11 protein-coding genes are annotated in these 14,054 nt (G+C 40.2%); 7 read left to right on the plus strand and 4 right to left on the minus strand.

What is annotated here, in order from left to right:
• Positions 1 to 78: 78 nt before the first annotated feature.
• Together G4P69_RS32295 and G4P69_RS32300 are read right to left on the minus strand one after the other, a co-directional pair.
• Positions 79 to 2,322, minus strand: a complete 2,244-nt coding sequence (locus G4P69_RS32295) for a hypothetical protein (RefSeq protein ID WP_208353848.1) — start codon at positions 2,320 to 2,322, stop codon at positions 79 to 81.
• Between the two features lie 113 nt (positions 2,323 to 2,435).
• Positions 2,436 to 4,961 carry a two-partner secretion domain-containing protein gene (locus G4P69_RS32300; protein WP_208353851.1) on the minus strand — a complete coding sequence of 842 codons (2,526 nt, stop codon included), beginning with the start codon at positions 4,959 to 4,961 and terminating at the stop codon, positions 2,436 to 2,438.
• Between the two features lie 66 nt (positions 4,962 to 5,027).
• Here G4P69_RS32300 and G4P69_RS32305 point away from each other — a divergent pair, with 66 nt between their 5' ends.
• From G4P69_RS32305 to G4P69_RS32335, 7 genes are all read left to right on the plus strand, one after another.
• Positions 5,028 to 7,571 (plus strand): GAF domain-containing protein, encoded by a 2,544-nt coding sequence (locus G4P69_RS32305; protein WP_208353861.1) that lies wholly within the window; start codon positions 5,028 to 5,030, stop codon positions 7,569 to 7,571.
• A gap of 119 nt (positions 7,572 to 7,690) precedes the next feature.
• A complete protein-coding gene (locus tag G4P69_RS32310; protein WP_208353869.1) occupies positions 7,691 to 8,161 on the plus strand; it encodes a response regulator in 471 nt (156 codons plus the stop codon).
• The gene (locus G4P69_RS32315; RefSeq protein ID WP_208353877.1) at positions 8,154 to 10,049 is read left to right on the plus strand and encodes a hybrid sensor histidine kinase/response regulator; all 1,896 of its coding nucleotides are present in this window, start codon (positions 8,154 to 8,156) and stop codon (positions 10,047 to 10,049) included. The genes G4P69_RS32310 and G4P69_RS32315 overlap by 8 nt, the downstream gene beginning before the upstream one ends.
• A 71-nt stretch (positions 10,050 to 10,120) precedes the next feature.
• Positions 10,121 to 10,510, plus strand: coding sequence for a nuclear transport factor 2 family protein (locus G4P69_RS32320; protein WP_208343754.1), 390 nt, complete (start codon positions 10,121 to 10,123; stop codon positions 10,508 to 10,510).
• An 82-nt stretch (positions 10,511 to 10,592) separates the two neighbouring features.
• A complete protein-coding gene (locus tag G4P69_RS32325; protein WP_208343753.1) occupies positions 10,593 to 12,125 on the plus strand; it encodes an NAD(P)H-hydrate dehydratase in 1,533 nt (510 codons plus the stop codon).
• Between the two features lie 66 nt (positions 12,126 to 12,191).
• Positions 12,192 to 12,767, plus strand: coding sequence for a Uma2 family endonuclease (locus G4P69_RS32330; RefSeq protein ID WP_208343752.1), 576 nt, complete (start codon positions 12,192 to 12,194; stop codon positions 12,765 to 12,767).
• A gap of 142 nt (positions 12,768 to 12,909) precedes the next feature.
• On the plus strand, positions 12,910 to 13,227 hold the full coding sequence (locus tag G4P69_RS32335; protein ID WP_208343751.1) for a hypothetical protein: 318 nt from the start codon (positions 12,910 to 12,912) through the stop codon (positions 13,225 to 13,227).
• An 11-nt stretch (positions 13,228 to 13,238) separates the two neighbouring features.
• Here the strand turns inward: G4P69_RS32335 and G4P69_RS32340 are convergent, their stop codons facing one another.
• Positions 13,239 to 13,532, minus strand: a complete 294-nt coding sequence (locus G4P69_RS32340; RefSeq protein WP_208343750.1) for a DUF2103 domain-containing protein — start codon at positions 13,530 to 13,532, stop codon at positions 13,239 to 13,241.
• Between the two features lie 5 nt (positions 13,533 to 13,537).
• Positions 13,538 to 13,864 (minus strand): ATP-dependent Clp protease adapter ClpS, encoded by a 327-nt coding sequence (clpS, locus tag G4P69_RS32345; protein WP_208343749.1) that lies wholly within the window; start codon positions 13,862 to 13,864, stop codon positions 13,538 to 13,540.
• Between the last annotated feature and the right edge of the window lie 190 nt (positions 13,865 to 14,054).

A 14,054-nucleotide genomic window follows, 5' to 3' on the forward strand; every position in this document is an offset into this window, starting at 1 on the left:
GTTCGGATGTTGCCTTGTGTTCTTGCTCTCCCCCAACCGTATAACTTGCCTGTAGTAGTACCATAGTGGCTCACTTCCTTAATTTTTTACGTCTTCCACTTCAATTTTAGTGATAACTATTCGTTTTTTTAATTCTTCATCTTGAGGGTTGTCAACAACATAGTATAAATATATACTGGCATCTCCCGATTTTATGTTCATGAGCCAGTTATTGTTTTCTATCCGAATGCGACAATCGTCTTCTTCATCAGGTGCATAGCTGAGTTGATTATCAAGTGCATCACAGATAATTTTCTTATAACGTGACATTATATTACGACTATTGTCATCTTCCAAAATATTTGGAGACAAGATAAATGTAGTGGTGGGAAAGACGTATTTTCCATTACTCAATTGCTTTATTGTTCGCTCTTCCACCATTTTGTTTAAAGCTTTTATAATCAGCTTTTTGTCGTATGTAGAAAATTTATCTTTGATTTCAGAAATATCATACGTATCCTTGTACATTTCAGAAATGTCATATTTATCCTTGTATATTCCATAAATTTCATAAATATCAGACTTTTCGTAGATTTCAGAAATATCGTAAGCCTTATTTTCATAAGGATTTAGCAACTCTAGAAGGTTTTTCTTAATACGATTAATATCTCTAACAACTAGATGCTCTCGAATAGCACCAATAGCTCCTAAGAAGAAAATAATTATCATTCCTACCGCACCACACAATATACCGTTTATTATGTGTTCTGCTAATCCAATTAATACATGAGGTATGGGTAGATTAAGAGTATTTATAATATTTAAAGCAATACCTTGGGCTGAAAAATCTTTTATGTAAGGTAAAAGATTTATTGAAAAACCCAATATTACAGTACAGATAAAACCAGCTAACCACCAGAATAAGATACGAATAAAGTCGTACAAAAATAATTTTTTAGGAGAAATAGTATTAAGTCTATTTTGTTCATTAAATTTTTTTCCGCTTATAATCCATCGTACAAGTTCGTTTACAAGACGATAATCTTTACGTTGAGGTTCTGGTGTTAAATAATGTATGTGGCTCAACAAATGCAAAAATTTCGCTTTGTAGGCATAATCTTTGGGAGTGGGTGGTATCTTGCCAGATGTTTTGAGATCAGTCTTTGATGCAGAGGGTTGAAAAAATGGTTCTACTGGACCAGCAACTGGATCGGTGGGATCATAAATGTTGATCCATTCAAAATCTTTGTTAAAGACACATTCATCTTTATTAAGTTGAACAATTGCAGGCCAAAGTCTTGCAAATTTACTTAATGGCGAACCATAAGTCATGACTCCACGTAAATTTGCAAATAGCTTTTTCCGATCAATCAAATCCTCTGGATTTAACCAATCTGGTCTATGGGGGCGCATCCTTCCTTGAGCTAACTGCTCTTCATTTTCAGCTTTTTTATATAATTTTTTTATTGCTCTGTGCCATAAGTTTTGATCTAAGTAGTTTGGTAAATTTTGTTCCGTTTCCATCAAACTATTAAATGCAAGAATTGTGCCTTGGCTATGAGCTAGAACGTACCACCGATCATAATTTAGAAGCGCCATTTTAACCATTGCTTGCACCATGCGTCTCCGAATACCAATCCTTGGTGGATGATCTGCATCGGTGATCGGACCAACAGATTTTCTCTCTTGTTGACTAAAGATTTTAGTTCGACTTAAGTATTGAGATATTGTATCTAAGCGAGCAATCCGTAAGCCGATGACGCTTAGAGTTCGGTTAATGATAGCAATAACAGGCATTATAATTAATGCAACCCAAGATAGCCCAAACAGAATGAGCCTTCCAATAAAACCTAATTTTGGGGGTTGTGGGCTTCCATTTTTATTAGGTGTAGCGCTGGGTAAGCGCATTCGTCCTTTATTATCTACTTGTAGGTTTTCGATGTATCTTTGCCTGCTCCAAAGAGAAGTTCCCCAAAACCAAAAATCTAAGACAGTTGCAAAGGTACTGGGTTCACCTAAATCCGCCCACCACACTTCATGGAACTCAATATCGGTAATAAATCCCACTCGATTACGAGTGCGAATAGTAATTGGAGCTTTATGAGCAGACCATGTTTGGGCTTTAGAAGCATAAGCTCCTTCTGGCTTAGTTTTTACCAGAATTTGAGTTTCAAGTCTTCCTTGACTAACATCTATAGTAAGAGTACGACTAACATGGCGGCAAATTTCCAATAAGTGTTCAAATTGGCATTGTTCGCCAATACCATGAACCAATAATATACCTACACGTTCATCTGGCTTGATTACTTTGGGAGAAGGAGATTCGTTCGTCACTGTCAGCAAAGAAATAATTTGTTTTAAAATTTGTTTTTCAATTGTATACGGCTTTGTAATACAGGATAGACAAAAAAGAACACTGAAGCGGGGTAAATACAGGGAAATTCGCGTATATTTAATTAACTCTGGTGAAGTGCAGCACAAGTTAGCTGCGGCTGAACATTTACCGGAGATGGCGCTGCAACTAACTCAATTTTGCCATCAGCACGACGATGCCAAGAAGTCGCTTGTACAAGAGGCTTTGGAGGTTGGGGCATTTGGGTTTGTATTGGCTCTGTTTTAATGAATTCAGAGAGATCGCGAGTGTCAGACCAAGTGTGATCATTCCTTACTGCCAGTATTGGATTTTGCGGTACACCACCCCGTCGTGTTACTACAAAACTACTACCATGATTACTAGAACAACGCGCAGCAATTTGTTGTGATGAGTCATTTACATTTGTTGGCAGTTCAATTAAGCCAGTGTTGGGGTTAATGCCAATATTATTGACTTGCACAGTGCCGTTGACATTAAACTGGGAACTAGCAGTAATATCATTTGTTGGATCTGTGCTGGGAGTGAGAGTATTGCGAAACTCTAGACCGATTATGCCTTGAGTGGTGATGTTAATATTGCCACCACGACCTTGAACAGCATTAGCGATGATGTCGCTGTTTTCTAAGCCAGCAATCACAGGTGAGTTAATTGACAAGTTACCACCATTACCTTTACCCGTAGCAGTGACGGAAATAAGGCTATCATGCCGCATCAGTAGATAATCTTGCAGATTCAAATGAATATTTCCTCCGTTACCAGAAGCTGTGGATCCAATGATATTGCCTTGTTTGTCTAGAAAAATTGAGTTGGCGTTAACAAGTAAATCTCCAGCGATACCTGGTCCATCATTTTTGACGCTCACCGCTCCTCCATCTATGAGGCGTAACAATGGTGTATTAATCGTTAAAGAACCTGAATTGCCGGTGGGAATAGCAGGTAGTTCAAATGCAGCTTGAATCGCTGGGCTGAGAATCTCAGCGTTTGAAAAGATGCGAGAGATTGTCCCAGAAGCATTTCCCTGAGTACTACGACCCTCAATATCTATAGATTTTGAAGCATTAACTTCTACACTACCTGCTGAACCGCTTGCTAAGGTAGAAGATCCCACAGATGCACCCCCTTGAATCACTAATCTAGAGGTGTTGATGACCGTCCTGTTCGCATTCCCAGAACCCTGAGTAAATGTAGATAGCGAACTTTCTGAAAATGCCATAGGGTTGTAACCCGCGATTTCGATTTGATCTGCTGCATCAACCTGTATTGTTCCAGTTTGTCCAGAGCCTGCGGCTACAGAAGTAACAGCAGCAGAATCCAGAATCTGGAGATTTCCAGTGGACAGTAGAATGTTTCCTGCATTACCTCTATTGACTGAAAAGGTTCCCAGCGCAGAATAAATGACTGGGTTGGCGCGGTTAAACCCACTGAGATTGCTCGTGCCGCTCACATTTGCTGTAATATTTCCACCGGCTACTTCAGTAAATGCTGCAGTTGTAATTACTGCTCCATCTTTGAGAGATAACTCACCAGCCGAGATGGTAATATATCCTCCTTGACCTGTGCCAAAATTTAGAGTTTGGATGAAACTTCCCAATTGATTGTTAGCTGTATTCCCCAACAGGTTCAGGGAACCTGTTGCATGGATCGTAATTCCCCCAAACGGTTGTGTTCCAAAGTTTTGGATCAAAGCAGCAGAACCCTCACTCAAGCTAATGTTTCGTCCTTGTAATTGGATTGAGCCGTTGCTACCACTAGCATCCAATAGTGATTGTTGCGCCAGGTGAATATCGTTAAATTGCTGCACAGCCGAGTAATCGCCAATCCAGTTTGTACCAGTACTCTTGAGTCCAACTTGCCCTGCGCTGACGCTTCCCACTTCTAGATGTCCACTGCCATTCGTGGTGACAACGCCACCAGACAAGTTGACAGATCCGCCAATCAACGCTAAGGTGCGATTGGCTTCGACTTGTAAGCCTGGGGGTGTATTGAGGGTACTGGGCGTACCAAAGCCATCAATATCTATCAACTGATTTCCTGATCCCTGCACAGTAATGCCACCAGGATTGAGCCCCATCTGTAAGCCAATAGGTACACTCATAGTCAGTAAAGGAGTAGCATTGGCGTTCACAGCACTAAATTCTGTTCCATCAGCAAACTTAATACTATTAGCTGTCGTTCCTACAAATGATCCGCCAATATTCAATGCTGCATCTTTACCAAACACAATCCCATGAGGATTCATTAAAAACAAACTTACAGGATGATTACCCTTGAGAGTTTGAATTATTCCATTAATATCGGAAACATTTCCACCAGTTACCCTACTAAATATAGTTGTAATATTTGGTGTATTAGTTAAATCAAATTTGGCTACACCACCTCTAGGCACAGAGAAGTTAGTAAAACTGTGAAATAAATTATTACCTTTCTCTATACCATTGAGAATGGTAAAATTATTGCCGATAGAGTTAACAATGGTGTTAGTAGTACCATCTGAAGTTACCTGAGCATGGGCATAGCTGTTGCCAACAAAGAGGATTCCTAATGGCAGTGCCATCATACTTACCAGGGCGCGACTCACCAAACTCCGGCCAACAGAGATCGCTTGCATTGTTTAGTCTCCTTAATACCCCACTTAACATACCCATTTTGGGTATCTGCCTTTTAAGAGAAAGTTATGACTAATCTAGTTTTGGTTGTCGAGGACGAAGACGTAGCGCGATCGCAGCTACGGGATCTCCTAGAACAAGGAGGGTATCGTGTAGTAGAAGCTGGAGATGGCGAGCAAGCATTATCTTTATACTCACAAATACAACCAGATATAGTTTTGTTGGATCTCGTTTTACCAGGAATGGATGGTATAACCTGCTGCACGCAGATACAAAAGCTTCCTGGTAGCACAAATACGCCAGTACTGATGATGACTGGGCTTTATGACCAAACATCTGTGGAGCGAGCTTTTGCTGCTGGTGCATCTGATTACATTACAAAACCGATTCAATGGCAAGTATTACATCATAGAGTGCGTCGTCTGCTAGAAGCTAGAAGCACAATGGAGGAATTACGAAAGCAAAATGAGCAGGTGCAAAGCTATGCAAACACGCAGGCGGTTGTAGCAGAACTCAGTCAACTTGCACTATCTGGTATAGATTTAACCATGTTAATGCAAGAAACAGTTGCTTTAGTTACCCAATATCTAAATGTTGAGAATACTAAAGTTTTAGAATTACTGCCAGATGGTAATAGTTTATTATTACGGGCTGGAATAGGTTGGCAGCAAGGACTTGTAGGATGTGCAACTGTTGATGCTGGAAGAAATTCCCCAGCTGGCTATACTTTGCTTTCTCATGAACCAGTCGCTGTCAGTGATCTCAGAACAGAAACAAGGTTTCGTGAAAGCACACTGCTCCACGAGCATCAAGTCGTTGCTGGGATCTCAGTTGTGATTCATGGGAAAGAACGTCCTTTTGGAGTATTAGGAGCATATACAAAACAAGCACGTACCTTCAGCACAGATGAAATTTACTTTTTACAAGCTGTTGCTAATGTTCTTGCCACAGCCATTGAGCGCCAGAAGGTTGAAGATGCCCTTAGAGAAAGTGAAGAACGTTTTCAAATAGTTGCTCGTGCTACCAACAATGTGATATGGGACTGGGATCTACTAACAAATCAGGTGTGGTGGAATGAGAGTGTATATAAACTTTTTGCTTACTCACCACAGGAAGTAGGAAGTAACGTTAATTGGTGGTTTGGACATATACACTCAGATGATAGACAGAGAATAGTGTCTGACATTCATGCTGTCATCAGCAGCGGGCAAGAATTTTGGTCTAATGAATACCGCTTTCTGCGTAACGATGGTACTTATGCTTATATTTTTGAGCGTGGTTATGTCGTTCATGATCATCGTGGCACCCCAGTGCGCATGATCGGGGCGATGATGGATATTAGCGAACGCAAGCGGGTGCAAGAAGAGTTGCAACGTCAGAACTTGCGCTCTAAGTTGTTTGCTGATATTACCTTAAAGATCCGGCAGTCTCTACAAATTGATGAAATTCTACAAACCAGTGTAAAAGAAGTACAAAATCTGCTTCATGCCGATCGCGTCTTAATCTTTCGCCTCCATCCAGATGGTTCAGGTGTTGTGGTTAAAGAAGCTGTCGTTCCTAGCTTTCCCCTCATTCTAGGACAAAGCATCTACGACCCATGCTTTGCAGAACATTATCTCGTAAAATACCGCCAAGGACGTATTAGTGCCATTACTAACGTTGACCAAGCAAATATTGAGCTTTGCCATAAGCAATTCTTACAACAATTTAGTGTGAAAGCTAACCTTATTGTCCCTATTCTCTACACAGATCAACTTTGGGGACTACTAATTGCCCATCAATGTCGATATCCCCGCCAGTGGACAAGTTGGGAAACTGAGTTGTTGCGACAACTAGCAGATCAAATCGCTATTGCTTTGGCTCAAGCGAGAATGTTAGAGCAAGAAACTCGCCAACGCCAAGAACTAGCTGTTTCTAATGAAGAATTGCAACAATTTGCTTTTATTGCTTCCCACGATTTGCAAGAACCACTGCGGAAAATAAAGACATTTGGCGATCGCCTCAAAGCCACTTGTGGAGATTCATTAACTGAACAAGCACAAGACTACTTAGAAAGGATGCAGAATGCTGTCCGGAGAATGCAGGCTTTAATTGAAGATTTGCTGACACTTTCGCGAGTAACTACCAGAGCACAGCCTTTTATGTCAGTGAATCTTAATCAAGTTACACAAGAGGTTATATCAGATTTAGAAGTGCTGATCCAACAAACCAAAGGAAGTGTGGAGGTTAGCGACTTACCCACTATTAAAGCAGACCCACTACAGATGCATCAATTGTTGCAAAACCTCATCGGCAATGCCTTAAAATTTCATCGAAAAGAAGTACGACCAATCGTCAAAATTTATAGTCAAGTCGCGAAAGTCGTAGATGGCGCTGAGCTTTGTCAGATTATAGTAGAAGATAATGGTATTGGATTTGACGAAAAGTATCTAGAACGTATTTTCAGCGTTTTCCAACGGTTGCATGGTCGTACGGAATACGAGGGTACCGGTATAGGTTTAGCTATCTGCCGAAAAATTACCGAACGTCATCATGGAAGCATCACAGCCAGAAGTCAACCAGGGGAAGGGACAAGTTTCATTGTCACTCTACCAATAAATTCCTTTTCCTGATTTTCTCTTACCTAGAAGGGATTATCAGACTCCCAAAGAAGTTTTAGAATGATACCGCCTTAGCTTAACTATTGGCGGCAATTTAATTATTGACAATATCGAAAAGGAGAAAATTTAGAGTGAAGGGTCGCCAAATAACCGTCATAATTTTAATGGCTGAAGATGATGAGGATGACTGTATGTTGGCTCGTGAAGCGTTGGTAGAAAGTCAATTAACAAGCGAGTTACGCATCGTCAGAGATGGTGAAGAGTTAATGGATTATCTCTACCATCGTGGTCAATATGCCCAAAAGCATACTGCACCACGCCCTGGACTAATTTTACTTGATTTAAATATGCCTAAAAAAGACGGTCGTGAGGCACTCAAAGAAATTAAAGCGGATCCGGATCTCAGACAAATTCCTGTAGTGGTATTGACAACTTCAAAAGCAGAGGAAGATATCTTTCATACTTACGATTTAGGTGCTAATTCATTCATTATTAAACCGCCATCATTTGGGGCTTTAGTAGAGATGATGAAGACTATAGGAGAGTACTGGTTTGAAATTGCAGAACTACCACCAGAAGCAGTGAGGGACGATAATGAATAATTCCGTAATTAAAGTTCTCTTAGTTGATGATGATGAAGATGACTATATTTTAACTCGTGATTGGCTCGATGAATTTCAGATTGCTCGCTGCGATTTAGAATGGATCGATAGTTATGAAGCAGCAAGAGACGCGATCGCAAATAGCTATCATGACATTTATCTGGTTGATTACCGTCTAGGTGAGCATAATGGACTAGAACTGTTACATGAAGCCATTGCATTAGGTTGTTCTTCTCCAATTATTTTACTAACAGGTCAAGGAGATAGAGACATTGATATTGAGGCAATGCAAGCAGGAGCAGCCGATTATCTAGAAAAAAGCCAACTCACTGCTCCTTTACTAGAGCGTTCTATTCGCTATGCAATTGAGCGTAAAAAATCAGAACAGAAAATACGTGAACAAGCGGCACTCCTTGATGTTGCTACCAATGCAATTTTTGTACATGATCTAAAGAACGTCATTTTATATTGGAATAAAGCTGCCGAACTTTTGTACGGATGGAAAGCAACTGAGGCAATTGGTAAGCAGATATCAGAACTTTGGGATGAAAAAGATTTACCACAATTGCAAGAAGCCCTCAGAACTTTAATGAAGAATGGATCGTGGGAGGGTGAACTGCATCAAAAAACGAGATCTAATAAAAACATTATTGTTGAAAGCTACTGGACATTAGTCCACGGGTTTGAGAGAAAAGAACAATCAATCCTAGTGGTGAACACAGATATCACGCAAAAAAAAGATTTAGAAACCCAGTTTTTCCGAGCACAGCGCTTAGAAAGTATTGGTACATTGGCTAGTGGGATTGCTCACGATTTAAACAATATTTTGGCACCTATTTTGATGACAGCAGAAATTTTAGAGCCACAACTTAATGATGATTTGAGTCAAAGATTGCTGCCAATATTAATTTCTAATGCTAAGCGGGGAGCAAATTTAGTTAAGCAAGTGCTGTCTTTTACCAGAGGCATGGAAGGTGAACACTCTATGCTACAACTAAAACATTTGATGAAGGAAGTTCAGGAAGTTATTAAAGAAACATTTCCCAAATATATTGAATTTTCAATCGAAATATCGCCTGATCTTTGGCCAATTTCTGGCAATATAACTCAGTTACATCAAGTTTTAATGAATTTATGTGTTAATGCCAGAGACTCAATGTCTAATGGTGGAAGCTTAAAAATTTCTGCTGAAAATGTTTTCATTGACGAAAATTATGCTGGAATGCATATTGATGCTGGCGTAGGTTCCTATGTTGTGATTACAGTTACTGATACTGGAGTTGGTATTCCTCGATCTGCATTAGAGCGCATATTTGAACCGTTTTTTACTACAAAAGAGCTTGGTAAAGGAACCGGTTTAGGTCTTTCTACAGTACGTGGTATCATCAAAAGTCATGGCGGTTTTATTAAGGTATACAGTGAGTTAGGGAAAGGTAGCCAATTTAAGGTTTATTTACCAGCAGAAGACGCAACAGAGCTTTTAGAAGATGAACAAGAACAAGAATTACCATCTGGCGAAGGAGAATTGATTTTGGTTGTGGATGACGAAGATGCAATTCGAGACATCACCAAAACATCGCTAGAAAATTATAATTACAAAGCGCTAACTGCTGGCGACGGAATTGAGGCGATCGCTCTTTATGCAGAATACCGAGATAAGATATCCATTGTCTTAACAGATATGGTAATGCCTTTGATGGATGGTTTAATGACAATCCGCACACTACGAAAAATTAATCCTAATGTCAAGATTATTGCTGTCACTGGACTTGCTTCTACCGAAAAGGTTGATTTAGTTCATAATCTCGGTGTCCAAGCTTTTTTAACTAAACCCTTTACTACTAAGCAGTTATTACAAACTATCAGCGCTATTAAAAACGAAAAATAGCATTAATTTACTAAACTTTTGCTGTACGTATTTTTATAAAATTGGGAATACCCTTATTTAGATTAGTAAATATGACCAACCAACGTTCTGAAGTTTTAGCAGCTAATGAAGCTTTTTATAGAGCTTTTGAAAAAAAAGATATTGAGGCTATGAGTGGAGTATGGTCACAAGGAACTGCTAGTCTCTGTGTTCATCCAGGGTGGAATGTGCTGCGTGGTTGGAAGGAGATTCAAACTTCCTGGATTAAAATATTTCAAAATACTGCTTATATCGAAATTAATACAGATATCATTACTACCGAGATTGGTGACAACATTGCCTACATAGTGCTGGTTGAAAATGTTCTTCAAGTTATTAATGGCAGAAGAATAGAAGCTCAATCAATGGCTACAAATGTGTTTCAACTTCTAGGTGGAAAGTGGTACTTAGTTCATCATCATGCTAGCCCGATGATGAGGTGAAGGGCATAGGGCATGGGGCATGGGGCATGGGGCATGGGGCATGGGGCATGGGATTTAAGAAGTTTTGTAATGGGGTAGGAAGATGGGATTAGTGACAAATAGGTTAGAAGAATTTGTGGTTACGGCGAGGCAAATGGCAGAGATTGAGGGACGTGTTTTTGATGCGGGAATGCCAGTTGCTGCTTTAATGGAAAAAGTGGGGAACTTGATCGCACGTCGTATTCAAGAACTTTATCCGATTCAAGATTTTCCCAAAGTGGGTATTCTCGTTGGTCCAGGACACAATGGCGGTGATGCCTTAGTAATTGCTCGTGAGCTTTACTTTCAAGGGTATGATATCCTAATTTACCGTCCTCTTTCCAAGTCTAAGGAACTCAGCGCCAGCCATGCTCGTTTTGTTAAAAGTCTGGGAATACAGTTTCATGAGTCGGTTGAACCACTGAAAAACTGTGATATCCTAATCGATGGAATTTTTGGCTATGGGCAGGAGCGATCGCTAAAAGATCCGATTGCTAGTGCTATTGACCAAATTAACCAATGGTCAAACCCTGTTCTAAGTATTGATATACCTACCGGCTTGCATACTGATACGGGTGATGTTCTAGGAACAGCAATTCGTGCTGATCGTACCTTTTGCATAGGACTTTGGAAATTAGGACTTTTGCAAGACCATGCTTTAGAGTATATTGGGTCAGCTGAACTGATTAATATTGATCTACCCTTAGCTGATGTGGAGGCGGTTTTAAGACAATCGCCGTCTATCCAGCGTTTGACGAAACAATCAGCACTGGCTCATCTGCCTCTTCCTCGTCCATTGTCTACTTATAAGTATAAAATGGGTTCTCTCTTATTGATATGCGGTTCCCATCAATACAGTGGAGGGGCTATTTTGACATCGTTAGGCGCACGTGCCAGCGGTGTGGGTATGCTTTACATTGCTGTTCCAGAATCACTTCAGCTATTATTATCAGACCATTTGCCAGAAGCATTGATTTTAAGCTGTCCTGAAACCAAAACAGGTGCGATCGCTCAATTACCAAATGGAATAGAACTCAGTAAATTTGATGCGATCGCTTGTGGTCCTGGTTTAACTACCGATGCTAAGCTTGTTGTTGAACATGTATTGGAAAGCGATCGCCCATTAGTGCTGGATGCTGATGCTTTAAATATAGTTGCACAAATGGGAACCATACCTACCATTACCCAGCGCCAAGCCCCTACAGTTCTTACACCTCATGCTGGTGAATTTAAGCGTCTTTTTGGTGAAATGGCTAAAGAATCTGATCGCCTCACCACACTTCGCTCTGCCGCACAACAATCAAAAGCAGTGATAGTCTTAAAAGGAGCAAGAACCGCCATTGCTAGCCCTCAAGGCTATTTATGGATCAATCCTGAAAGTACTCCTGCTTTAGCGCGAGGTGGTAGTGGCGATGTACTAACAGGTTTAGTAGGTGGACTTATTTCTCAAGGAGGTTCAGTAGAATCTGTTGTTAACAGTGCTGTTTGGTGGCACGCTCATGCTGGAATTTTAGCAGCCTCAGAGCGCACTGAACTAGGAGTTGACGCCTTTACACTCACACAGTTTTTAATTCCTGTTTTAAAGGCTAGTTTGTAACTCTAGGGCGTGAAGCGTACGTCCCTACAAATTAAAAAACAAACGTTATAGTCATCTTTTCCTGTTATGACTGCAATCAAGATTAACTTTAACAAAATCCTCAAACTTACAGATAGTCAATTTTACCAACTATGCCAAGATAATCCTGAAGTTAAATTTGAGCGCAACGTTAGCGGGGAACTTATTGTCATGTCACCAACAGGAGGAGAAACTGGAAATCGGAATTCAGAAATTAATGCGGAGTTTGTTATATGGAACCGCCAAACAAAACTCGGTAAAGTTTTTGACTCCTCTACCTGTTTTAAACTCCCTAATGGTTCTGATCGTTCTCCTGATGTATCGTGGATCAAATTAGAGAGATGGAACGCTCTAAGTGATGAACAGCGAGAGAAATTTCCTCCCATTGCTCCAGATTTTGTCTTAGAGTTAATGTCCCCATCCGATAGTTTAAGCGAAACTCAAGCCAAAATGAGAGAATATATCGATGCAAAAGTCAGATTGGGCTGGTTAATTGCTCGCAAAACCCGCTATGTCGAAATCTATCGTTTAGGGCAACAAGTCGAAGTCTTAAAAGCAGGAGACACTTTATCTGGAGAAGACGTATTACCAGGTTTTGTCATGAATCTGGAGATTTTGTGGTGAAAAACTTAGAAAAGATATTTAAATTTTTGTAATAATTATTTACACATTTATCAGGATTGTATTTCAGTTTGTAACTGTTTTCGTATCCCCGAAGACTATTCCTTTAGACTGAATTTTTATAGAAAACTTTTGGGATAAGAAAATGCATTCAATAAATATTTGCCACGAATTTGTTGTTGCTGTTTCTTTTTTGGCTTGTATTACTGGTTTATTTTTACTATGGGATGGTCAACCCCAAACGAATGAAGCCGAACAAACAGAAAAGATTTTATTTAGAATGAGCTTTTCTTACTGGCTAGTTTACTGTGTTGCTTTTGGCACCCAGAAAATCATATTACCCGATTGGGACATCATGCTAATGACCTTAAAAATAACTGCTACTTTGTCATATTTCTTAACGTTTTCTTGTATTGTCAGCCTCCCGCTTCATAAATTGGCAGTACATCATGTTCAAGAATAATGATCTAGTGATTACTTTTTCATAGCAAGTGCGATCGCTGCTTCAAGTTGCTCCTGCTCTAAATTCGTCAATATAAATACCTCTTGCACTGTTTTGCCTTCACGCGCAATGACCTTAAAACCGCCTCGGATAGGTACAGATATGCGCAACTGTAAAATTGGCGAGTGATTTTTCACTCGCCCAATGACTCCTGGTGTAACGGTTTGAATACCGTCGTGTTGCACCAAACGTTCTAAAACAGGGATGAGGTTACGAATGTGGGTTGAGTGGTTCCAAACAAGTCTACCTTCTGTCTTCTTGCCCATTATGATTAAGCCGCCTCTAAAGGAGCCATAGTCAACCCTGCGCGCCGCAGCTGCTGATGGTATAATTCTGCTGCTTCTTGAGGACCAACCCAAACAATTGCTTGACCTTCATAGTGTACTTGGTTTGTGAGATCCCAAGCGCGATCGCTCGTCATCCCAGGAATATACTTCATCAAACATTCAGCAACGTGCTGAAATGTATTAAAATCATCGTTCAAAACAATCACCTTATAATTAGGATAGGGCTTGCGGGTAACTTGTTTAGACTGTTCAGGAGCTACAGTTGGTGCTGTCGCCATCCCGTAAACACCTACTGAAAGTCTGGTAATCATAAACACTTAAGAGGTAGATTTTCACAAAATAAGACTACAAATAATAAGTTTAGTCGATAGTGAATCGTTGAGATTAAAAATGGGGCATAGGGCATGGCGCATGGGGTGGAGTAGAAGAATTACATCATTGGTTAATTCTTTGTAGAAAGGAAGGTCGATACTGCTGAATTAAGTCTTTTGTTCCTGCCAT

Source organism: Aetokthonos hydrillicola CCALA 1050 (assembly GCF_017591665.1).
Classification (GTDB): domain Bacteria; phylum Cyanobacteriota; class Cyanobacteriia; order Cyanobacteriales; family Nostocaceae; genus Aetokthonos; species Aetokthonos hydrillicola.